Consider the following 19,713-nt stretch of genomic DNA (forward strand, 5'->3'; position numbering starts at 1 on the left):
CCCCCCCCCCCCCCCCCCCCCCCCCCCCCCCGCTGCCGTCGGCGGGGCACCGGTCAGTCCCGGGTGCCGAGCTGCTCCTTGAGGGCCCGGTTCTCCTCCGTCAGCATCCGCAGCCGCTCCCGCACCGGTTGCAGCGCCTGGGCGAGTTCGGCTTCCGAGTAGCGCGGGGTGATGTGCTTGGGGCAGTTCCAGAAGATTCCCTCGACCCGGATCACCATGAGCTGTTCGAGCGGGCCGTCCGTGCGGACGTCGGCGAGCGCCTCGTGGAGTTCCGGGTGCCGCGCCGGATCCAGGGTCTCGGCGCGGCCGAAGATCTTCAGCCGGGTGGGCTGCGCGTAGTCCATGAAGAACAGCGACACCCGGTCGTCGGAGCGCAGGTTGCCCGTCGTGATGTACTGCCGGTTGCCGCGTACCTCGACCCAGGCGAGTGTCCCGGCGTCCAGCACGTGCACGAATCCGGGCGGCCCGCCGCGAAACTGAACGTAGGGCCAGCCGGCCTCACCGGTGCTGGCGAGGTAGAACCCGTCGCGGGCCGAGATGAAGGCCGCTTCGGCGGGGCCCAGCCGGTCGGGCTCCGCGGAGTCGAGCGCGAGCAGCCGCGCCATGGCCAAGGCGCTGCCGCGCTCCTCCTGAACACCCCGGACGCTCTCGGTGAATGCCAACTGTGCATACCGGCTCATTCGGTCCCCTCCGGTCGTCGCCGCCGAAATGTGCTCGATCATCGACCTTATCGACCCCGCCTCCGCCCGCAAAGGCAAGCCGGCTCCGGCCGGCTGCACGGCACCGCGGCCCCCCGGCGGAAGCGCGCGGCCCCCGTCACGGGCGTCGGCCGCCTCCGCGTCGGACCCCGGTCCCCGGGCGGCCGTCCCCTGGCGGCCGTCGTCGGGGCCGCCTTGGATACGCTGGCCGCGTGGCCAGGGGAGAACAGGACGAGACCGGTGGTGGACCCGCCGCCGGGGCGCCCGGGGACGCGCAGAGTTTCGCCGTCGCCCTGCGGCGGACGATCGGCGAGGTCAACCGGCTCGTGCACGGGTTCGCTCAGGCTCAGGGACTGCACCCCACCGACGTCCAGGCACTGTCCTTCGTGCTGGACAGCCCCGACCCGCCGACCCCTGGGCAGCTGCGTGAGCACCTCGGGCTGACGTCGGGCGCCGTGACGGCGTGTCTCGACCGGCTGGAACGTGCCGGGCACGTCCGGCGCATCCGGGAGAGCGCCGACCGCCGGATCGTCCACGTGCACTACGTCGAGGGGGCGCGGGCCGCCGCCCGCACCTACTTCATGCCGCTCGCACGGGCCGAGGAGCAGACCCGCCGTCAGTTCGACGAGGGCGAGCTCGCCGTGGTGCTGCGCTATCTGACCGCGCTCAACACCGAGCTGGGCCGGCTGCGCGTGCCGCGCCGCTGACCGCGGACCGGCCCCGGCCCCGGTCCCAGCCCCACTCCCGGTCCCGGCTTTCGGCGTCGGAGCCGGAGCGTCGGGAATCGGGCCGCCGACACCGCATCCACCGGACCGTCTGAGGGCGAAGGAAGTGTGCCATGCTTCAATCTCTCTCAATCATTGAGATTGTTACTGCTCAAGATGATTGCTGATCGAGTTATCCGTGTCCGCTTGGAGTGTCATGTCCCGAATGCCGCGCTGGGTCCTCCGGTCGCTGCCGCTGCTCCTGGTCGTCGTCTGGCTCGCCGTCGGCGGCGCCCTAGGCCCCTTCGCGGGCCGGCTCGGCGAGGTGGCGACCAACGATCAGGCCGCCTTCCTGCCCCGCAGCGCCGAGTCGACTCGCGTCATCGAGGCGCAGAAGGCGTTCCGCCAGGAGGAGTCGCTGCCCGCGGTGGTCGTCTGGACCGCCACCGACGGCGGGCGCCTCGCGCCGGACGTCCGGGCGGAGGCCACCCGGGCGGTGGCCGGCCTGGAGGGCCGGCCCGGCGTCCTCGGCGCTCCCTCTCCGGCGCTGGCGTCCACCGACCAGGAGGCGCTCCGCGCGGTCGTGCAGCTCCGTCCCGATCTCGGGGAGGAACTGCCCACCGCGCTGGCGGCCGTGGAGAAGGCCGCCTCCTCGGTGCCGGGAACCACCGTGTGGATCACCGGCCCCGCCGCCACTCAGGCCGACCTGTCCGACGCCTTCGCCGGCATCGACGGGCTCCTGCTGGGCGTCGCCCTCGCCACCGTCCTGGTCATCCTGCTGCTGGTCTACCGCAGCGTGCTGCTGCCCCTGCTGATCATCATCGGCGCGGTGTTCTCCCTCGGCCTCGCCTGCGCGGTGGTCTACGTGCTCGCCGACCACGACGTCGTCCGCGTCGACGGCCAGGTGCAGGGCATCCTGTCGATCCTGGTCATCGGCGCCGCCACCGACTACGCCCTGCTGCTCACCGCCCGCTACCGCGAGGAACTCGCTGCCCGCGACGGCGAGCGCGTCCCCGCCATGCGCGCCGCGCTGCGCCAGTCCGTCGGACCGGTCACGGCCAGTGCCGCCACGGTGGCCCTCGGACTGCTGGCCCTGCTGCTCAGCGACCTGACCAACAACCGGGCCCTCGGGCCGGTGGGCGCGATCGGCATCGCCTGCGCCGTGCTGAGCGCCCTGACGTTTCTGCCCGCCGTGCTCGTCCTGCTCGGCCGTGCCGCCTACTGGCCCGCGAAACCCCACACCGCTCGCGCCGAGGAGCACTCGGTCTGGCGCCGGGTCGCCGCGCTGGTCGACCGCGCCCCCCGCAGGGTGTGGGCGGGCACCCTCGCCGCGCTGCTGGCCTGTGCCGCGTTCTGGCCCACCCTGGAGTCGAAGGGCGTTCCGCTCGACGAGATCTTCGTGAACGACGCCCCCTCCGTCGCCGCCCAGGCCACCCTCGCCGAGCACTTCCCCGGCGGCGCCGGGAACCCGGCCGTCGTGATCGCCGACGCCGGGTCGGCCGCCGAGGTGCGGTCCGCCGCGGCGGGCGTGAAGGGAGTCGACTCCGCCGACGTCGTCACGGTGTCCGGGCGCCCCGGCGCCGGTGAGCCCCGGGTCGTCGACGGACGGGTCATGATCGACGCCACCCTGGCCGACGGCGCCGACACGGACGCCGCCAAGGCCACCGTCGCCCGGCTGCGGACGGCCCTGCACGCACTGCCCGAGGCGGACGCCCTGGTCGGCGGCTACACCGCCCAGCAGTACGACACCCAGCGCACCGCGGAACGCGACCGGACCCTCATCGTGCCCGTGGTGCTCGCGATCATCCTGGTGATCCTCGTCGGCCTGCTGCGCGCGCTGCTGCTGCCGCTGCTCCTGGTCGCCACCGTCGCGCTCAACTTCCTGGCCACCCTGGGGGTGTCCGCGCTGGTCTTCGACCACGTCTTCGGCTTCAGCGGTACCGACTCCTCGGTCCCCCTGTACGGGTTCGTCTTCCTGGTGGCCCTGGGCGTGGACTACAACATCTTCCTCATGTCCCGGGTCCGCGAGGAATCGCTGCGCCACGGCACGAGGGAGGGCGTACGCCGCGGACTGGTGGCGACCGGCGGCGTCATCACCTCGGCCGGCGTCGTCCTCGCCGCCACCTTCGCGGCGCTGGGCGTCATCCCGCTCGCGTTCCTGGTGCAGATCGCCTTCATCGTGGCCTTCGGGGTCCTGCTCGACACACTCGTGGTGCGCTCGCTGCTGGTGCCCGCGCTCGTGCGCGACCTGGACCGCACCGCCTGGTGGCCCGGCTCGCTCAGCAAGGAGGAACCCGCCGGGAAGGGTGTCGCATCCGGGGACGCGGTACCCGCCGAACACGCGGAGAGGACCTGAGGCCGACGAACGGGAGAGGTGGTCACGTGCCTGCGGTGCGCGACACGACGGATGTGCTGGTGGTCGGGGCCGGTGTGGCCGGTCTGGCCTGTGCCCGGGACCTGCTGACGGCCGGCGTCGACGTGCGGGTCGTGGAGGCGAGTGACCAGGTGGGTGGACGGATGCGCTCCGACCGGGTCGAGGGCTTCGTCGTGGACCGCGGGTTCCAGGTGTTCAACACCTCCTACCCGCAGGTCCGGCGCCGGCTGCCGCTGCGCGTCCTGCGTCTGAGGCCCTTCACCCCCGGCGTCCTCATCCACAGCCCGCGCGGCCGGCTGCGCTTCACCGACCCCACCCGCCGCCCGCGCACGCTGCCCGACCTGCTGCCCGGGCGGCTCGCCGGACCCCGCGACCTGGCCGCCCTCGGCGTGCTCTGCGCCCGGGACATGCTGGCTCCGCCCCGCCTGCTCAAACGGCTCGCCGACACCACCACCCGCACCGCGCTGGCGGAGGCCGGCGTCTCCGACGCGTTCGTCGAGACGTTCTTCCGCCCGTTCCTGTCCGGCGTCTTCCTGGAGGACCGGCTGGAGACCTCCGGACGCTTCTTCCACCTCGTGTGGCGGAGCATGCTGCGCGGCACCCTGTGCCTGCCCGCCGACGGCATCGAAGCCGTACCCCGGGCCCTGGCGGACGCCCTGCCCCGGGGAACCGTCCTGCGGGAGACACCCGTGGAACGGCTCACCGACGACGGCGCCCTGACGGCCGGGGGCCGGGAACTGCCCGCGCGCGCGGTGGTGGTCGCCACCGGCCCCGGCCCCGTCACGGCCCTGATGCCCGGGGTCGCCGTGCCCGCCTACCGGACCGTGACGACGTACTACCACGTGGCGCCCCGGTCCCCGCTCGACGAGCCGACGCTGCTGGTGGACACCCGGCTCCGCTTCCTCAACACCTGCGTCCTCAGCGAGGTGGTGCCCGGTCACGCCCCGCCCGGCCACACCCTCGTCGCCACCTCGGTGCTGGGCCGCGACGCGGAGGGCAGGGAGCGGGAGGTCCGGACGGCGGTGGGGGAGGCGTACGGCACCGGCACGGACGGCTGGGACCTGCTCACCGTCCGCACCGTGGACCAGGCGCTGCCCGCCATGCCACCCCCGCAGCCCCTGTCACGGACCACGCGGGTCGCCGCGGGCCGGTACGTGTGCGGCGACCACCGCGCCACCGGCTCCGTACAGGGCGCGCTGGCCTCGGGGGCGCGCGCCGCGCGCGAGGTGCTGCACGACCTGCGCGCGGGGTGACGTTCCCGAGGCCGGCCGGCACTCACCCGAACGGAGCTGCAACCGTTCACCGCGGTCCCGGGGAAGAGCCGGCAAGAGCGGACGGGACACCGGTTCCGTCGTGGGAGGGCGCTCGGCGGCACGACAGAGGAGACGCCATGCGGCTTCGCGACGAACTTCCCGTGGACCACCGGCTGGCCCGGGTGTACCGGTACGGCGCCGGCCTGTGCGGGGTGATCCTGCTGGTGTTCGGCTGCCTGGGGTTCGCGGACCGGCTCAGCCCCTTCGACACCGACGGGACCCGGATCGCGGGAATGCCGACCAACGGACTGCTCAGCCTGATCTCGGTCCTCGTGGGACTCGCGCTGATCGCGGGCGCCGTGGTGGGAGGCAACTTCGCTTCCACCCTCAACATGACCGTCGGCTCACTGTTCCTGCTGAGCGGCTTCTTCCACGTCTTCGTCCTGGACCGCTCCGCCAACGTCCTGGACTTCGGCATGACGAACGTGATGTTCAGCTTCGTGATGGGCCTGATCATCGCCTGCTTCGGCATGTACGGCCGGGTGTCGGGCAGGCTGCCGCACGACAACCCCTACTGGCGGCGCCGGCACCCGCGCGAGGCCGCCCACGAGTCGGTGGCGGCGCGGCGCCGGGCCCGCCAGAGCGCCCTGGGCGCCGCACGGGGCGGTGCGTCCGCCCCCGCGATGACATCCGCAGAGGACTGACGGTGCTCCCGCGCCGCCTCACCAAGCGGGGCCGCCTCGCCAAGCGGGGCCGCCTCGCCAAGCGGGGCCGCCTCACCAAGCAAGGCCGCCTCACCAAGCAAGGCCGCCTCACACAGCAGGGCCGCTTCACCCAGCAGGGTCCCTTCACGGCGCCGGGTCCCTTCACGGCGCCGCGCCGCTTCACCACGCCGCATCGACTCACCGCGACACATCGCGTCACCGTCGACGGGACAGGAGACGGACCATGGAGCTGACCGGCGCCCGCGTCCTGGTGCCCGGTGCCACCGGTGCCATCGGCGGTGCCCTGGCCGAGCGGCTGCACCACGAGGGGGCGCGGGTCGCCGTGGCGGGCCGCGACCCGGCCCGGCTGGCGCGGGTGTCGGCCGCCTGCGGCGACGCCCCGGCCCGCCGCTTCGACGCCTACGACCTGGACGGCTGTGCCCGCGCGGTCCCCTGGGCCGTCGCCGAACTCGGCGGTCTGGACGCGGTGACGGTCTGCGTCGGAGTCGCCGGGTTCGGCCCGGCCGAGAAGGTCGGCGACGTCGTCGCGGAGCACCTGCTCACCGTCAACGCGCTCGCCCCGATGGCCGTCCTGCGCGCCGCCCTCAGCGAAGTGCCGCCAGGCGGCGCCCTCGCCGCGGTGACCGGAGCCGTCGTGGACGCCGCGCCCGTCGGCATGGCCGACTACGCCGCGGCGAAGGCCGCGCTGGCGGCCTGGCTGGCGTCGCTGCGGCGGGAACGGCGGCGCGCCGGCGTCGCCGTCCTGGACGTCCGGTTGCCCCACGTGGCGTCCGGGTTCGCGGAACGCGCCGTGGGCGGGGCCCCGCCCGCCCTGCCCCCGGGACGCACGGTCGACGAGGCCGTGGACGTGATCCTCGACGCCCTCACGGCGCCCCGGGACTGACGACTCGCCGCACGGTGGTCACTTCGACATGATGAAGTCCAGGGCGAAGCCGGAAGCGGTGGTCCAGTACGTGACGAGCTGGCCGTCGTCCGCGTAGAGGGTGTCGACCGGCATGGGGACGTCGATCGGCGCCCCCGCATGGGAGCCGTCGGCGCGCCCCTGGAGGGTGAGGGTGATGCTCCTCGCCTCGTACTCGTCCCTGGCGCCGCCGCTCACGAGCAGAGCGGCGTAGGCCTCCCGGCCCGGAGCGATGACGACGGGCACACCCGGATCCGGGTCGCTCTCCTCGATCACCGGCACCGTCGTCCGGGCGTCGGCCCCGAGCCGGACGTGCGGGTAGCGGTAGAGCGCGCACTTCTCGTCACCGCTGTTCTGCACGGTGATGAGGAGGTGCCGGGCGTCCTCGGCGTCCGCGGGTTCCCGGACGGCGGAGACTCCGAGGGACTCCTGGGTGCAGGCGGGGACGGCGGCGGTGCCGCCGCCCGGCCGCCCCGACGGCGTCGCGTCCGGCCGGGTGGGGCTCGTCGCTACCGGCCGTGCCGGGGACTCGGCGCCGACCGACGCCTGGGTCGCGCCGGACGCGCCCGACGCGCACGCCGTGGACGCCAGGAGCGCCGCGACCACCGCGGCTCCCAGCACGCCGGGCCTCCAGCCAGTGGGACGTGCCCCGTTCTCGCGGACAGCGGTGTTCCCGGTGTTCCAGCTGTTCCAGCCGATCTTCGCCGTCTTTCCGGTGGTCTTTCCGGTGGTCCTTCCGGTGTTCATGGTGTTCCCCCGTGGTCGGTCGGGTCGGGCACAGCGGCTCTCGACTGCCGCGTGCGAGCAGAACCTGCGCCGGGGACCGCCCTCGCACACCTGTCCCACAGCTCTGTTACCGACCGGGTACAGGGAACGGTCGGTTCCGCCGCAAGGGGGCTTGACTTGAAGCGCGCTTCAAGCCCCTGCCCGGCCGGCGGCCGGAGCGGCGCCGTTACGCTGGGATCATGCCGCGCACCCGCCGTACCGCCCGCCAGGCCGACCTGCTGGAACGACTCGTCGCGCTGCTCACGGCGGAGGGGTTCTCGGACCTCACCCTCGACGACCTCGCCGAACGGCTGCGCTGCTCCAAGACCACGCTCTACCAGCTCGCCCGCAGCAAGCAGGGGCTGGTGGTGGAGGTCGTCAAGCACTACTTCCGGGGGGCCACGGAGGCGGTGGAGAAGCGGGTCGCGCAGACCGCCGTGCCCTCCGACCGTGTGCGCGCCTACCTGACCGCCGTGGCCGAGCAGCTCCGCCCGCTCTCCCGCCGCTTCCTCGACGACGTGGCCGACTTCCCGCCCGCCCGCGAGGTCTACGAGGCGAACACCCGGATGGCGGCCGAGCGGGTGCGGCAGCTGATCGCCGAGGGCGTCGCCGACGGGGCCTTCCGGGACGTGCACGCCGCGTTCGTGGGCGAGGTGGCCGCCGCGACCATGCGCCAGATCCAGCAGGGCGAACTCCAGGCGCGCACCGGGCTCTCCGACGCGGAGGCGTACGAGCAGCTCGCGTCGCTGATCGTGCACGCCGTGGCCTCCTGAGGCCCGGCTCGGCGGAGGCCGCGCTCCGACCGTTACCGGACTGTGCACCGGCACGCGTTGCGCTCGGCTGCCGTACTGGGAATGATACGTTCGTACTCAATCCAGTATCACTTTCCGTGGAGGTCACCATGCCTGCCACTCGCGCCCTGCCGACCGAGGAAGCCGTACAGCTCATCCAGCTGACGCGCACCCTCGCCGCCAAGGAACTCGCACCACGGGTCGCCGACGCGGAGGCGGACGGGGTGTTCCCGCGCGATGTCTTCCGCACGCTCGGCCGCAGCGGACTGCTCGGTCTGCCGTTCGCGGAGGAGCACGGCGGGGCCGGCCAGCCGTACGAGGTCTACCTCCAGGTCCTGGAGGAGATCGCCGCCGTCTGGTCCAGCGTCGCCGTGGGCGTCTCGGTGCACGCCCTGGCCTGCTTCCCGCTGGCCGCCTTCGGCACCGAGGAACAGCGGGCGAAGTGGCTGCCCGACATGCTCGGGGGCGAACTCCTCGGCGCCTACTGCCTGTCCGAGCCGCACGCCGGTTCCGACCCGGCCGCCATGCGCACCCGCGCGGTGCGCGACGGCGACCACTACGTCCTCGACGGCGCCAAGGCCTGGACCACGCACGGTGGCTACGCCGACTTCTACACGGTGATGGCCCGCACCTCCGAGGACCGCACCCACGGCATCTCCTGCTTCCTGGTCCCCGCCGACGCGCCCGGCCTGAGCGCCGACCCGCCCGAGCGGAAGATGGGGCTCACCGGGTCCGCCACCGCCACCATGCGGCTGGACGGCGTCCGCGTGCCCCTGGAGCGCCGGATCGGCGAGGAGGGCCAGGGGCTCAAGATCGCCCTCGCCTCGCTGGACTGCGGCCGGCTCGGTATCTCCGCCGTCGCCGCCGGGCTCGCCCAGGGCGCCCTCGACCACGCCGTGCGCTACGCCCGTGAGCGCGAGACCTTCGGCAAGCCGATCATCGAGCACCAGGGGCTGGCCTTCGTCCTCGCCGACATGGGCGCCGCCATCGAGTCGGCGCGGGCCACCGCGCTGGCCGCCGCCCGGCTGAAGGACCAGGGGCTGCCCTTCACCCGGGAGGCGTCGGTCGCCAAACTCGTGGCCACGGACAATGCCATGAAGGTGACCACGGACGCGGTGCAGGTGCTCGGCGGGTACGGCTACACCCGTGACTTCCCCGTCGAGCGCTACATGCGCGAGGCCAAGGTCATGCAGATCTTCGAAGGGACCAACCAGATCCAGCGCCTGGTCATCTCCCGGGCGCTGGACCGGAACGAGGGCGGTGTGCTCACCGTCCTCGGCAAGGAGTGATGATGCAGCTCGACAACACCGCCGCCCTCGTCACCGGCGGTGCGTCCGGCCTGGGCGCGGCCACCGCGAAGGCACTCGCCGAGCGGGGCGCCAGGGTCTTCGCACTGGACCTGAAGGACGCGGTCGACAAGGCGCCCGAGGTGCCCGGCGTGAGCTACGTGCCCGCCGATGTCACCGACCCCGAGCAGGTGCGGGCGGCCGTCGCCACCGCCGCCGGGTCCGGCGTGCCGCTGCGCACGGTCGTCAACTGCGCCGGCATCGGCCCGTCGACGCGGATCCTCGGCAAGAGGGGCGTGCACGACCTCGCCCTGTACGCCAAGGTGATCCAAATCAACCTGGTCGGCACGTTCAACGTGCTCGCGCTCGCCTCCGAGGCCATCGCCGGGACCGAGGCCGTCGACGAGCACGGTCAGCGCGGCGTCATCGTCAACACGGCGTCCATCGCCGCGTACGACGGGCAGATCGGGCAGGCGGCGTACGCCTCGTCCAAGGGCGGTGTGGTCGGGCTGACGCTGCCGGCCGCCCGTGATCTCGCGCAGTACGGGATTCGGGTGTGCACGATCGCGCCCGGGATCGTGGACACGCCGATGATGGCCACGGTGTCGGAGGAGTTCCGGACGTCGCTGGCGGCGGGGGTGCCGTTCCCGCACCGGTTCGCGCAGCCGGAGGAGTACGCGAAGCTGGCGCTGGCCATCGTCGACCACGACTATCTGAACGGGGAGACCGTCCGGATGGACGGGGCGCTGCGGATGGCGCCCAGGTAGCCGTTCGCCGGGCGGCCCGTCCGTCCGAGGGTTCCTGCCAAGCCGGTCACACGGAGCCCTCCAGGGTCGCCCGCCACAGCGGGCTGTCCACGTAGTGGTTGTCGAACCTGTCCGCGGACTCGGCGATCTCCTTCGGGTCGGCCTCACCGCGCATCACCCGGCCGAGCAGGCGCAGGTAGTCGAAGCGGCCCATGCCCGGGGTGAACACGAACAGGACGTCCGCCTCGCGGCCGGGCGCCGCGGCGAAGGCGTGCGGCGTGCGGGGCGGCACCGCCAGGAAGTCCCCCTCGTCCAGGACGGTCACCTCGTCGCCGACCAGCACCCGCAGGGAGCCGTCGAGGACGAAGAACAGCTCCGTCGCCCTGGTGTGGAAGTGGGCGGGCGCGCCCACCGCGCCCTCGGCGAAGCGGGACCGGTAGCTCGTGAAGCCGCCGGGGGTGCCGTCCGACTCGCCCAGCAGGGTCATCACACTGCTCGGATCGGCGCAGGTCTCGGCGTCCGCGCCGCGGGTCAGCAACGCCTGGAAGGACGGGGTGGTGGGCTCGGCAGGTGTCTTCTCAGTCATGATCACGACCCTATGGTCCGCAGTGACCCGGCGCCTGTGTCATTCCGGCACTGAAATCATGGGTCAATTCGGCACCGGACGCGATCCGCCCGGAGCCCCCTCCTCAGGTCCGGACCAGCAGCCGGAAGTCGAACGCGTAGCGGGAGGCGCGGTAGATGTGGGTCCCGTACTCCACCGGGCGGCCGGTGTCGTCGTACGCGGTGCGCTGCATGGTCAGCAGGGCCGCCCCCGCCTCCTCGTCCAGCCGCTCGGCCTCCCCGGCCGTGGCCGAGCGGGCGCCGATGGTCTGCCGGGCGCTGTGCAGGGTGATGCCCGCCGCCCGCATCATGCGGTAGAGGCCGGTGGACTCCAGCCGGGTCGTGTCGAGGTCGAGCAGGTCCGGCGGCAGGTAGTTGCACAGGCACGCCACCGGCTGGCCGTGGGTGCGGCGCAGCCGTTCCAGTACGACGATCTCGCTGTGCTGCGGGACGCCCAGCGCGGCCGCGACATCGGCGGCCGCCGGGATCCGTTCGTTGCGCAGGGTCTGCGTGGTCGGGCCCTGCCCGGCCGCCTCCAGATCGTCGTAGAGGCTGCTCAGTTCCAGCGGTCTCCTGACCTGGCTGTGCACGACCTGGGTGCCGACGCCGCGCCGGCGCACCAGCAGCCCCTTGTCCACCAGTGACTGGATGGCCTGGCGGACGGTGGGGCGGGACAGGCCGAGCCGGGTCGACAGGTCCATCTCGTTGCCGAGCAGGTTGCCCGGGGCCAGCGCCCCGTGCTCGATCGCCGCCTCCAACTGCTGGGCGAGCTGGTAGTAGAGCGGGACCGGGCTGGTGCGGTCCAGGGCGAAGTGCAGCGCGTCGAGTGCGGAGGTCCTCGCCATCGGCATCTCCTGGGTCGGTGGGTGACGCGCGGGTGCACGGGGTAGAGATCGTCCCCTCAGGTGTAGGGCGCGCGGACACCCGTGTCAATGCTTTGTACTTACATTCGGACCTGTTCCTGAAATGATGTCCTTACAAAGTATTGACAGTGGGCGCTCCCGGGGGATTGGATCGCGTCCCAACGGCGCACCAGGCGCTTCCGGGACCTGACCGTCGCTGACGATCAGGAACGATCTTTTTCCGGATATCTCGTCGTCTCCCCCGCAGCACAGTGAGGTGCAGGCAGATGGACCGCTCTACTTCCTCCCGCTCCCGCAGATTCGCCCCGGTCGTGGCCATGGCCGCGGCGGTGGCACTGACCGTGGCAGGCTGCTCCAGCAGCTCCGGCGGCAAGAAGGCCGAGGAGGGGGAGAGCGGCGCGGCCGCGGGCAAGGCCTCCACGCCCCGGATGACCGTGGCGCTGGTGACCCACCAGTCGCCCGGCGACACCTTCTGGGACATCGTCCGCAAGGGCGCCGAGGCCGCCGCCGCGAAGGACAACATCGAGCTGGTCTACTCCGCCGACCCGAACGCCGGCAAGCAGGCCACGCTGGTGCAGAACGCCATCGACCAGAAGGTCGACGGGATCGCCGTCACCCTCGCCAAGCCGGACGCGCTGAAGGACGTCATCGCCAAGGCCGACGCCGCCGGCATCCCGGTCGTCGGCCTCAACTCCGGTGTCAGCGAGTGGAAGAAGCTCGGCCTGCTGGAGTTCTTCGGCCAGGACGAGACCGTGGCCGGCCAGGGCCTCGGCAACCGGCTCAACGAACTCGGCGCCAAGAAGGCCGTCTGCGTCATCCAGGAACAGGGCAACATCGGCCTGACCCAGCGCTGCGACGGCGTGAAGAAGTCCTTCTCCGGCTCGGTCGAGAACCTCTACGTCAACGGCGCCGACCGGCCCTCGGTGCAGTCGACGATCACCGCGAAGCTGAAGCAGGACCCCGCCATCGACCACGTGATCACGCTCGGCGCCCCCATCGCGCTGGCCGCCACCAAGTCGGTCGCCGAGTCGGGCGGCAAGGCGAAGGTCGCCACCTTCGACCTGAACAAGGAGCTGACCGGCGCCATCAAGGACGGCTCCATCGAGTTCGCCGTCGACCAGCAGCCCTACCTCCAGGGCTACCTGGCCGTCGACTCGCTGTGGCTCTACAAGTCCAACGGCAACTACATGGGCGGCGGCGAGCAGCCGGTGCTGACCGGCCCGGCGATCGTGGACAAGGACAACGTCGACGCGGTGGCGGAGTTCGCCGCGAAGGGCACCCGGTGATGAGCATGACCCAGAAGGCTGCGCCGGCGGTGCCCGCACCGCCGGCCTCCGGCCCGCCCCAGAAGGACGGCCGGACGGCCGAACGCCCGCTTGCCCTGCGTCTGCTGGCCCGGCCCGAGGTCGGCGTGTTCCTCGGCGCCGTCGCGGTCCTGGTGTTCTTCCTGATCGCCGCGCCCACCGTCCGCCAGGGCGGCTCGATGGCCACCGTGCTCTACCAGTCGTCGACCATCGGGATCATGGCGCTGCCCGTGGCGCTGCTGATGATCGGCGGCGAGTTCGACCTGTCGTCCGGCGTCGCCGTGATCACCTCGGCGCTGACCGCGAGCATGCTCAGCTTCCAGCTGAGCGTCAACGTGTGGACGGGTGTGCTCCTCGCCCTGGCGCTGTCCCTGGCGATCGGCTGGTTCAACGGCTGGATGGTGGTCCGGACCGGGCTGCCCAGCTTCCTGGTCACCCTCGGTACCTTCCTGATCCTCCAGGGCGTCAACCTCGCGGTGACCAAGCTGGTCACCGGCAACGTCGCCACCGACGACATCAGCGACATGGACGGCTTCGACCAGGCCAAGGCGGTCTTCGCCTCCTCCTTCGACGTGGGCGGGATCGAGGTGAAGATCACCGTGGTGTGGTGGCTGGTCTTCGCCGCCCTCGCCACCTGGGTGCTGCTGCGCACCAGGTTCGGCAACTGGATCTTCGCCGTCGGCGGCAACAAGGAGTCCGCCCGGGCCGTCGGCGTCCCGGTGAACTTCACCAAGATCACCCTGTTCATGACCGTCGCCTTCGGCGCCTGGTTCATGGGCATGCACAACCTGTTCTCGTTCAACACCGTGCAGTCCGGAGAGGGTGTCGGGCAGGAGCTGATCTACATCGCCGCGGCCGTCATCGGCGGCTGTCTGCTCACCGGCGGCTACGGCAGCGCGATCGGCCCGGTCTTCGGCGCCTTCATGTTCGGCATGGTGAACCAGGGCATCGTCTACGCCGGCTGGAACCCCGACTGGTTCAAGGCGTTCCTCGGCGTCATGCTGCTCGGCGCCGTCCTCATCAACCTGTGGGTCCAGCGCACGGCGACCAGGAGGTGACCCGCATGACCCAGCGACCCGGAACCCACGGCGCCGTCCTGACCGGCCCCGTCCCCACGGACGGCCCCCTCGTCGAACTGCGCGCCGCGGGCAAGTCCTACGGCAACGTCCGCGCCCTGCACGGCGTCGACCTCACGGTCCACGCGGGCAAGGTGACCTGCGTCCTCGGCGACAACGGCGCGGGCAAGTCCACCCTCATCAAGATCGTCTCGGGGCTGCACCAGCACACCGAGGGCGAGTTCCTCGTCGACGGCGCCCCGGTGCGCTTCAGCACCCCGCGCGAGGCCCTGGACCGGGGCATCGCCACCGTCTACCAGGACCTCGCCACCGTCCCGCTGATGCCGGTGTGGCGCAACTTCTTCCTCGGCTCCGAGATGACCCGCGGCCCCTGGCCGGTCCGGCGCCTGGACATCGACAGGATGAAGCGCACCGCCGACCACGAACTGCGCGAGATGGGCATCGTCCTCGACGACCTCGAACAGCCCATCGGCACACTCTCCGGGGGCCAGCGCCAGTGCGTGGCCATCGCCCGCGCCGTCTACTTCGGCGCCCGCGTCCTCATCCTCGACGAGCCCACCGCCGCCCTCGGCGTCAAGCAGTCCGGCGTGGTCCTGAAGTACATCGCCGCCGCCCGCGACCGCGGCCTCGGCGTCATCTTCATCACCCACAACCCCCACCACGCCTACATGGTCGGCGACCACTTCAGCGTGCTCCGCCTGGGCACCCTCGAACTCTCCGCCGACCGCAGCGAGGTCACCCTGGAAGAGCTCACCAACCACATGGCCGGCGGCGCCGAACTCGCCGCCCTCAAGCACGAACTGGCCCAGGTCCACGGCACCCACCTGGAGGAACTGCCCGAGGCGAACGGCCTCGCCGCGCCCGCCGCCGACGCCCCCGAAGGGACGCGCTGACATGCCCGACCCCCTCGACCGCATCCGCGTCGGCTCGGCCCCCGACTCCTGGGGCGTCTGGTTCCCCGACGACCCGCGGCAGGTGCCCTGGGAGCGGTTCCTGGACGAGGTCGCCGAGGCCGGCTACTCCTGGATCGAACTCGGCCCGTACGGCTATCTGCCGACCGACCCCGCCCGCCTCACCGACGAGATCGGCCGGCGCGGCCTGCGGGTGTCCGCGGGCACCGTCTTCACCGGCCTGCACCGCGGACCCTCCGTCTGGGAGTCCACCTGGGCGCACGTCAGCCGGGTCGCCGCGCTCACCCGGGCCGTGGGAGCCCGGCACCTCGTCGTCATCCCGTCCTTCTGGCGCGACGACAAGACCGCCGAGATCCTGGAACCGCCCGAGCTGACCGCACAGCAGTGGGCCCACCTCACCAAGGGCATGGAACGCCTCGGACACGAGGTGCGCGAGACGTACGGCCTGGACATCGTCGTCCACCCGCACGCCGACACCCACATCGACACCGAGGCCCACGTCGAACGGTTCCTCGACTCCACCGACGGCGAACTCGTCAACCTCTGCCTGGACACCGGTCACTACGCCTACTGCGGCGGCGACAGCGTCCGCCTGATCGAGACGTACGGCGAGCGCATCGGCTACCTGCACCTCAAGCAGGTCGATCCCGGCGTCCTCGCCGACGTACGGGCGAAGGGCACCCCCTTCGGGCCGGCCGTCGCCCAGGGAGTGATGTGCGAACCACCCTCCGGAATACCGGAGTTGGAGCCCGTTCTCGCGGCGGCGCAGAAGCTGGGCGTGGAGCTGTTCGCGATCGTCGAGCAGGACATGTACCCGTGCGAGCCGGACCGGCCCCTGCCGATCGCGACCCGCACCCGCCGCTTCCTGAGGTCCTGCGGCGCCTGAACACCAGCCTTAGGCTCGGTGCATGGACGAGGCCGCCGTACGACCGGACACCCGCCTGGGGGCCGACGCCACCGCGTCGGCCCCCGCGCTGCTGCTGCGCCCCTGGCGGGACGACGACGCCCCCGCCCTGCTCGCCGCGTGCCGGGACCCGGCGCTGCGCCGCTGGACCAGCCACCGCGTGGCCGACGAGGCCGACGCGCACCGGTGGCTGCGGCGGGAAGCACAGGCATGGCAGCGGGGAGAGCGGCTCGCGTTCGCCGTCCTGGAGACCCCGTCGGACGGCGGGGAGGACGTCTTGGCCGGACAGGCCGTCCTCAAGGGCCTGACCCCGCGGTCCGAGAGCGCCGAGGTCGGCTACTGGACCGCCGCCCACGCCCGCGGCCGGGGCGTCGCCCCCAGAGCCCTGCGCGCCCTGACCGACTGGGCGTTCACCGCCCACCCCTGGCTGACCCGCCTGGAACTCCTCCACCAGGCCGACAACACGGCGTCCTGCCGGGTCGCCCACAAGAGCGGCTACCCCTACGAGAGGTCGCTGCCCGCCGTACCCCCCGACTTCCCGTCGGACGGCCACCTGCACGTGAGGAGAGCGACGGCCCGTGGGTGAACAGCCCCACGGCCGCCCTCGCGCCGCCGTGGTCCGCCCCGGTGAAAGCCCCGGTACACGCCCGAAGGCCCGCGCTCACGCGCGGGCCTTCGGGCCGCCGCCCCGTTTCGGGACCGCCGGGCGGGCAGGACGGCCGCGGCGCGGACCTGTCAGTCCCGCGCCCGTACCTCCGTGATCGTCACCGGCCGGTGTTCGCGCAGGGACAGCGTGCAGGCCTCCGCGATCCAGCCGGCCTCCAGGGCGTCCTCGACGGTGCAGGGGGAGGGGCGGTCGCCGGCGACCACCTCGGTGAAGACGGTCAGCTCGGCCCGGTACGCCTCGGTGAAGCGGTCCATGAAGAAGTCGTGCGGGGTGCCCGCGGGGAAGGTGACGCCGGGCTCGGCCGAGCGCAGCGGCAGCTTGTCGTCGAGGCCGACCGCGAGGGAGTCGTCGAAGCCGTGCAGCTCCAGACGGACGTCGTAACCCCGGCCGTTGTGGCGGCTGTTGGAGACGACCGCGATCGTGCCGTCGTCGAGGGTCAGCACCGCGCCCGTGGTGTCGGCGTCGCCCGCCGCCGCGATGTAGTCGGCGCCCCGGTTGCCGCCCACCGCGTACACCTCGGTCACCTCACGCCCCGTCACCCACCGGATGATGTCGAAGTCGTGGACGGAGCAGTCCCGGAAGATGCCCCCGGAGGCGGCGACGTACGCGGCGGGCGGCGGCGCCGGGTCCAGCGTCGTGGACCGCACGGTGTGCAGCCTGCCCAGCTCACCGGCGCGCACGGCCTCGCGGGCGGCGACGAAACCGGCGTCGAAGCGGCGGTTGTAGCCGATCTGGATCGGCACCCCCCGACCCTGGACGGCCCGCGCCACCTCGACGCCCTCGCGCATGGTCCTCGCCACCGGCTTCTCACAGAAGACGGGGACGCCCGCCTCGACCCCGGCGAGGATCAGCGCCGGATGGGCATCGGTCGCCGCCGCGACGACGATGCCGTCCACGCCGGCGGCGAGCAGGGCCTCCGGCGAGTCGGCGACCTCGGCGCCGAACCGCTCGGCCGCGGCCTTGGCGGCGTCCGCGAAGGGGTCGGTGACGACCAGCGACTCGACGGCCGGGAGCCGGGAGAGGGTCTCGGCGTGGAAGGCGCCGATGCGGCCGAGGCCGAGGATTCCGATGCGCATGGGGTGTTGCTCCTCAGGGGAAGGGGTGCGGTCAGTCGAGGGCGCCGAGGACGTTCTGGTCCCAGTCGATCACCGAACCGGTGACCACGCCGGACCGGTCGGACAGCAGCAGGACGACGAAGTCGGCGATCTCGTCCGGTCGGCCGAGCCGGCCCATCGGCAGCCGCGCGGCCGCCTGCTCGCGCCAGTCGTCGCCGGCGCCGTGGAAGGCCCGCTGGGTGGCGTCCTCGCCCTCGGTCGCCGTCCAGCCGATGTTCAGGCCGTTGATCCGGACGCGGTCCCAGCGGTGGGCGTGCGCGGCGTTGCGGGTCAGCCCGGCCAGGCCCGCCTTGGCGGCGACGTACGGGGCGAGGAAGGGCTGCCCGCCGTGCTCCGACGACGTGATGATGTTGACGATCGTCCCCGGCGCCTCGCGCGCCAGCATGTCGGCGACCGCCGCCTGCATCGCGAAGAACGGCGCCCTGAGGTTGATCGCGATGTGCCGGTCGAACAGTTCCGGCGTGGTGTCCAGCAGGGTGCCGCGCGTGGTCAGCCCCGCCGAGTTGACCAGGCAGTCGACCCGGCCGAAGGCGTCGACCACCTCCGCGACGACCGCGCGGGCCCGCTCGGCGTCGGCCAGGTCGGCCGCCACGAACATCGCCCGGGCGCCGGCCGCCGCCAGCTCCGCCACCAGCTCCTCGCCGGGCTCCCGGCGCCGCCCGGAGAACGCCACGCGCGCGCCCTCCCGGACCGCGGCCCGCACGACCGCCGCGCCCACCCCCTGGCTGCCGCCGTTGACCAGGACGACCTTGCCGTCGAGGAGTCCCATGGGCGTGCCCTCGTCTCTCACGTCAGCTCTCCCGTCGTTCCGCGCCCGCCCGCAGCTCCTCGCGCAGGGTGTCCGGTGTCCACCGCTCGCGCAGCGCCCGCCGCAGGGTGTCCGCCTGCGTGGGCGGTGCCAGGCCGTCCACCGGCGGGTCGCTGTCCAGGTTGGTGGGGAAGGGATAGCCGTCGGCGCTCGCGGCGATGACCCGCTCCGCCCAGGACGGCTCCGCGCCCTGCGCGGCGCGCCGCAGCAGCACCGGATAGACGGCGTTCACCACCGCCTCGCGGTCCACCGTCTCCATCGCCCGCCCGAACGCCGACGACACCTGCAACAGGTTCGCCGTGCGCCGTACGTCGGCCGTTCGGTTGGCGCCGGCCGCGTGGAACACCGCCGGGTTGAAGAACACCGCGTCGCCCTTCGCCAGCGGCAGCTGCACCCGGCGCGTGCCGAAGTACTCCTGGAACTCGGGCAGCCGCCAGGCCAGATAGCCCGGCTCGTAGCGCTGCGAGTACGGCAGGTACAGGGTCGGCCCGGACTCCAGCGGCATGTCGCCGTGCGCCACGGCGCCCTGCAGGGTCAGCACGGGGGAGAGGCGGTGCACGTGCGCCGGGTAGGCCGCCGCCGTCGCCCGGGACAGGAAGCCCAGGTGGTAGTCGCGGTGCGCGGTCTGGGCGGCACCGCCCGGATTCACCACGTTGACCTGCGAGGTGATCTGGTAGCCGGGGCCCAGCCAGGCCGTCGACACCAGCGCCACCATGTCGTTGGCGTAGTAGTCGGCGAACGCCTCCGGGTCGTACAGCGCGGCCTTCTCCAGTGCGTTCCACACCCGGTCGTTGGCGCCGGGCCGGGCGAAGTGGTCGCCGGCCGCCGTGCCCGAGGCGCGCTGTTCGGCGATCAGCGCCTCGAAGACCGCCGTCATCCGGTCCACCACCGTCGGCTCGGGGAACGCGCCCCGCAGCACCACCACGCCGGGCCCGTCCGCCAGCGCCCGCACCAGCTCGGTGCGCACCGCGTGCCCGGGCGCCGCCCGCAGCCGCTCGGCGTCGTACACCAGCACCCCCTCCGCCACCGACGACGCGTGCGGATAGCCGGCGAGGCCGGTGGACCGCTCGACCAGGGCGCGCAGGTCGTCCAGGCGGCAGTCCTGCTCGGCCGGCCGACCGGCGGACGCGGCGAACGTGAAGGACATCGGCGTCCCTTCGGGGTCACGAGGTGCGGTGGGGCTCTGCCATTCTTGTCATGACAAACACCTCGAACAACC

The 19,713-nt window shown here is 72.7% G+C and carries 21 protein-coding genes; 14 read left to right on the forward strand and 7 right to left on the reverse strand.

Annotation, left to right across the window (positions count from 1 at the left end):
* Nucleotides 1-53 precede the first annotated feature (53 nt).
* Complete coding sequence (locus ACSLTV_RS27670) at nucleotides 54-680, reverse strand: pyridoxamine 5'-phosphate oxidase family protein (RefSeq protein ID WP_432133450.1); 627 nt, start codon at nucleotides 678-680, stop codon at nucleotides 54-56.
* A gap of 230 nt (nucleotides 681-910) precedes the next feature.
* Here ACSLTV_RS27670 and ACSLTV_RS27675 point away from each other — a divergent pair, with 230 nt between their 5' ends.
* From ACSLTV_RS27675 to ACSLTV_RS27700, 6 genes are all read left to right on the forward strand, one after another.
* Nucleotides 911-1,405 carry a MarR family winged helix-turn-helix transcriptional regulator gene (locus ACSLTV_RS27675; RefSeq protein ID WP_435613066.1) on the forward strand — a complete coding sequence of 165 codons (495 nt, stop codon included), beginning with the start codon at nucleotides 911-913 and terminating at the stop codon, nucleotides 1,403-1,405.
* 214 nt (nucleotides 1,406-1,619) lie between these two features.
* Nucleotides 1,620-3,758: an MMPL family transporter gene (locus ACSLTV_RS27680; RefSeq protein ID WP_435613067.1), complete on the forward strand. Its 2,139-nt coding sequence runs from the start codon at nucleotides 1,620-1,622 to the stop codon at nucleotides 3,756-3,758.
* A gap of 26 nt (nucleotides 3,759-3,784) precedes the next feature.
* Entirely contained in the window at nucleotides 3,785-5,029 is a 1,245-nt protein-coding gene (locus tag ACSLTV_RS27685) for an NAD(P)/FAD-dependent oxidoreductase (RefSeq protein ID WP_432133447.1), read from the forward strand.
* Nucleotides 5,030-5,166: 137 nt separating this feature from the next.
* Nucleotides 5,167-5,733: a DUF4383 domain-containing protein gene (locus tag ACSLTV_RS27690; protein WP_432133446.1), complete on the forward strand. Its 567-nt coding sequence runs from the start codon at nucleotides 5,167-5,169 to the stop codon at nucleotides 5,731-5,733.
* 2 nt (nucleotides 5,734-5,735) lie between these two features.
* Nucleotides 5,736-5,987, forward strand: coding sequence for a hypothetical protein (locus ACSLTV_RS27695; RefSeq protein WP_435613068.1), 252 nt, complete (start codon nucleotides 5,736-5,738; stop codon nucleotides 5,985-5,987).
* On the forward strand, nucleotides 5,978-6,637 hold the full coding sequence (locus ACSLTV_RS27700) for an SDR family NAD(P)-dependent oxidoreductase (protein WP_435613069.1): 660 nt from the start codon (nucleotides 5,978-5,980) through the stop codon (nucleotides 6,635-6,637). The genes ACSLTV_RS27695 and ACSLTV_RS27700 overlap by 10 nt, the downstream gene beginning before the upstream one ends.
* An 18-nt stretch (nucleotides 6,638-6,655) precedes the next feature.
* Here ACSLTV_RS27700 and ACSLTV_RS27705 read toward each other — a convergent pair whose 3' ends face one another.
* Nucleotides 6,656-7,402, reverse strand: coding sequence for a DUF4232 domain-containing protein (locus ACSLTV_RS27705; protein ID WP_435613070.1), 747 nt, complete (start codon nucleotides 7,400-7,402; stop codon nucleotides 6,656-6,658).
* A 218-nt stretch (nucleotides 7,403-7,620) separates the two neighbouring features.
* On the opposite strand from ACSLTV_RS27705, the gene ACSLTV_RS27710 reads away from it, so the two are divergent.
* From ACSLTV_RS27710 to ACSLTV_RS27720, 3 genes are all read left to right on the forward strand, one after another.
* On the forward strand, nucleotides 7,621-8,193 hold the full coding sequence (locus ACSLTV_RS27710; protein ID WP_432133442.1) for a TetR/AcrR family transcriptional regulator: 573 nt from the start codon (nucleotides 7,621-7,623) through the stop codon (nucleotides 8,191-8,193).
* Between the two features lie 128 nt (nucleotides 8,194-8,321).
* Nucleotides 8,322-9,500: an acyl-CoA dehydrogenase family protein gene (locus ACSLTV_RS27715; protein ID WP_432133441.1), complete on the forward strand. Its 1,179-nt coding sequence runs from the start codon at nucleotides 8,322-8,324 to the stop codon at nucleotides 9,498-9,500.
* A 2-nt stretch (nucleotides 9,501-9,502) separates the two neighbouring features.
* Nucleotides 9,503-10,264 carry an SDR family NAD(P)-dependent oxidoreductase gene (locus ACSLTV_RS27720; protein WP_432133724.1) on the forward strand — a complete coding sequence of 254 codons (762 nt, stop codon included), beginning with the start codon at nucleotides 9,503-9,505 and terminating at the stop codon, nucleotides 10,262-10,264.
* A 46-nt stretch (nucleotides 10,265-10,310) separates the two neighbouring features.
* On the opposite strand, the gene ACSLTV_RS27725 is transcribed toward ACSLTV_RS27720, so the two are convergent.
* Complete coding sequence (locus ACSLTV_RS27725; protein WP_432133440.1) at nucleotides 10,311-10,829, reverse strand: cupin domain-containing protein; 519 nt, start codon at nucleotides 10,827-10,829, stop codon at nucleotides 10,311-10,313.
* Between the two features lie 103 nt (nucleotides 10,830-10,932).
* Nucleotides 10,933-11,691, reverse strand: a complete 759-nt coding sequence (locus ACSLTV_RS27730; protein WP_435613071.1) for a GntR family transcriptional regulator — start codon at nucleotides 11,689-11,691, stop codon at nucleotides 10,933-10,935.
* 284 nt (nucleotides 11,692-11,975) lie between these two features.
* Here ACSLTV_RS27730 and ACSLTV_RS27735 point away from each other — a divergent pair, with 284 nt between their 5' ends.
* From ACSLTV_RS27735 to ACSLTV_RS27755, 5 genes are read left to right on the forward strand one after another with little or no spacing between them, the layout of a single operon-like run.
* Nucleotides 11,976-12,995 (forward strand): sugar ABC transporter substrate-binding protein, encoded by a 1,020-nt coding sequence (locus ACSLTV_RS27735; RefSeq protein ID WP_432133438.1) that lies wholly within the window; start codon nucleotides 11,976-11,978, stop codon nucleotides 12,993-12,995.
* The gene (locus ACSLTV_RS27740; RefSeq protein ID WP_432133437.1) at nucleotides 12,995-14,071 is read left to right on the forward strand and encodes an ABC transporter permease; all 1,077 of its coding nucleotides are present in this window, start codon (nucleotides 12,995-12,997) and stop codon (nucleotides 14,069-14,071) included. The genes ACSLTV_RS27735 and ACSLTV_RS27740 overlap by 1 nt, the downstream gene beginning before the upstream one ends.
* Before the next feature lie 5 nt (nucleotides 14,072-14,076).
* The gene (locus ACSLTV_RS27745; RefSeq protein ID WP_432133436.1) at nucleotides 14,077-14,982 is read left to right on the forward strand and encodes an ATP-binding cassette domain-containing protein; all 906 of its coding nucleotides are present in this window, start codon (nucleotides 14,077-14,079) and stop codon (nucleotides 14,980-14,982) included.
* A gap of 1 nt (nucleotide 14,983) precedes the next feature.
* A complete protein-coding gene (locus ACSLTV_RS27750; RefSeq protein ID WP_432133435.1) occupies nucleotides 14,984-15,886 on the forward strand; it encodes a sugar phosphate isomerase/epimerase family protein in 903 nt (300 codons plus the stop codon).
* Nucleotides 15,887-15,908: 22 nt separating this feature from the next.
* Complete coding sequence (locus ACSLTV_RS27755) at nucleotides 15,909-16,490, forward strand: GNAT family N-acetyltransferase (protein WP_435613072.1); 582 nt, start codon at nucleotides 15,909-15,911, stop codon at nucleotides 16,488-16,490.
* Between the two features lie 149 nt (nucleotides 16,491-16,639).
* Here the strand turns inward: ACSLTV_RS27755 and ACSLTV_RS27760 are convergent, their stop codons facing one another.
* From ACSLTV_RS27760 to ACSLTV_RS27770, 3 genes are read right to left on the reverse strand one after another with little or no spacing between them, the layout of a single operon-like run.
* The gene (locus tag ACSLTV_RS27760; protein ID WP_435613073.1) at nucleotides 16,640-17,647 is read right to left on the reverse strand and encodes a Gfo/Idh/MocA family protein; all 1,008 of its coding nucleotides are present in this window, start codon (nucleotides 17,645-17,647) and stop codon (nucleotides 16,640-16,642) included.
* A 31-nt stretch (nucleotides 17,648-17,678) separates the two neighbouring features.
* A complete protein-coding gene (locus tag ACSLTV_RS27765) occupies nucleotides 17,679-18,455 on the reverse strand; it encodes an SDR family oxidoreductase (RefSeq protein ID WP_432156758.1) in 777 nt (258 codons plus the stop codon).
* Between the two features lie 22 nt (nucleotides 18,456-18,477).
* Nucleotides 18,478-19,641 (reverse strand): phytanoyl-CoA dioxygenase family protein, encoded by a 1,164-nt coding sequence (locus tag ACSLTV_RS27770; protein WP_432133433.1) that lies wholly within the window; start codon nucleotides 19,639-19,641, stop codon nucleotides 18,478-18,480.
* Nucleotides 19,642-19,713: the final 72 nt, after the last annotated feature.

It is taken from the genome of Streptomyces sp. bgisy159 (genome assembly GCF_965341775.1).
Lineage (GTDB): Bacteria > Actinomycetota > Actinomycetes > Streptomycetales > Streptomycetaceae > Streptomyces.

Excerpts from the sequence above, each read along its gene's own strand:
- ACSLTV_RS27670 (WP_432133450.1), bottom strand. The coding sequence starts at position 680 with ATGAGCCGGTATGCACAGTTGGCATTCACCGAGAGCGTCCGGGGTGTT.
- ACSLTV_RS27680 (WP_435613067.1), top strand. The coding sequence starts at position 1,620 with ATGTCCCGAATGCCGCGCTGGGTCCTCCGGTCGCTGCCGCTGCTCCTG.
- ACSLTV_RS27690 (WP_432133446.1), top strand. The coding sequence starts at position 5,167 with ATGCGGCTTCGCGACGAACTTCCCGTGGACCACCGGCTGGCCCGGGTG.
- ACSLTV_RS27700 (WP_435613069.1), top strand. The coding sequence starts at position 5,978 with ATGGAGCTGACCGGCGCCCGCGTCCTGGTGCCCGGTGCCACCGGTGCC.
- ACSLTV_RS27705 (WP_435613070.1), bottom strand. The coding sequence starts at position 7,402 with ATGAACACCGGAAGGACCACCGGAAAGACCACCGGAAAGACGGCGAAG.
- ACSLTV_RS27710 (WP_432133442.1), top strand. The coding sequence starts at position 7,621 with ATGCCGCGCACCCGCCGTACCGCCCGCCAGGCCGACCTGCTGGAACGA.
- ACSLTV_RS27715 (WP_432133441.1), top strand. The coding sequence starts at position 8,322 with ATGCCTGCCACTCGCGCCCTGCCGACCGAGGAAGCCGTACAGCTCATC.
- ACSLTV_RS27720 (WP_432133724.1), top strand. The coding sequence starts at position 9,503 with ATGCAGCTCGACAACACCGCCGCCCTCGTCACCGGCGGTGCGTCCGGC.
- ACSLTV_RS27725 (WP_432133440.1), bottom strand. The coding sequence starts at position 10,829 with ATGACTGAGAAGACACCTGCCGAGCCCACCACCCCGTCCTTCCAGGCG.
- ACSLTV_RS27730 (WP_435613071.1), bottom strand. The coding sequence starts at position 11,691 with ATGGCGAGGACCTCCGCACTCGACGCGCTGCACTTCGCCCTGGACCGC.
- ACSLTV_RS27735 (WP_432133438.1), top strand. The coding sequence starts at position 11,976 with ATGGACCGCTCTACTTCCTCCCGCTCCCGCAGATTCGCCCCGGTCGTG.
- ACSLTV_RS27740 (WP_432133437.1), top strand. The coding sequence starts at position 12,995 with ATGAGCATGACCCAGAAGGCTGCGCCGGCGGTGCCCGCACCGCCGGCC.
- ACSLTV_RS27745 (WP_432133436.1), top strand. The coding sequence starts at position 14,077 with ATGACCCAGCGACCCGGAACCCACGGCGCCGTCCTGACCGGCCCCGTC.
- ACSLTV_RS27750 (WP_432133435.1), top strand. The coding sequence starts at position 14,984 with ATGCCCGACCCCCTCGACCGCATCCGCGTCGGCTCGGCCCCCGACTCC.
- ACSLTV_RS27755 (WP_435613072.1), top strand. The coding sequence starts at position 15,909 with ATGGACGAGGCCGCCGTACGACCGGACACCCGCCTGGGGGCCGACGCC.
- ACSLTV_RS27760 (WP_435613073.1), bottom strand. The coding sequence starts at position 17,647 with ATGCGCATCGGAATCCTCGGCCTCGGCCGCATCGGCGCCTTCCACGCC.
- ACSLTV_RS27765 (WP_432156758.1), bottom strand. The coding sequence starts at position 18,455 with ATGGGACTCCTCGACGGCAAGGTCGTCCTGGTCAACGGCGGCAGCCAG.
- ACSLTV_RS27770 (WP_432133433.1), bottom strand. The coding sequence starts at position 19,641 with ATGTCCTTCACGTTCGCCGCGTCCGCCGGTCGGCCGGCCGAGCAGGAC.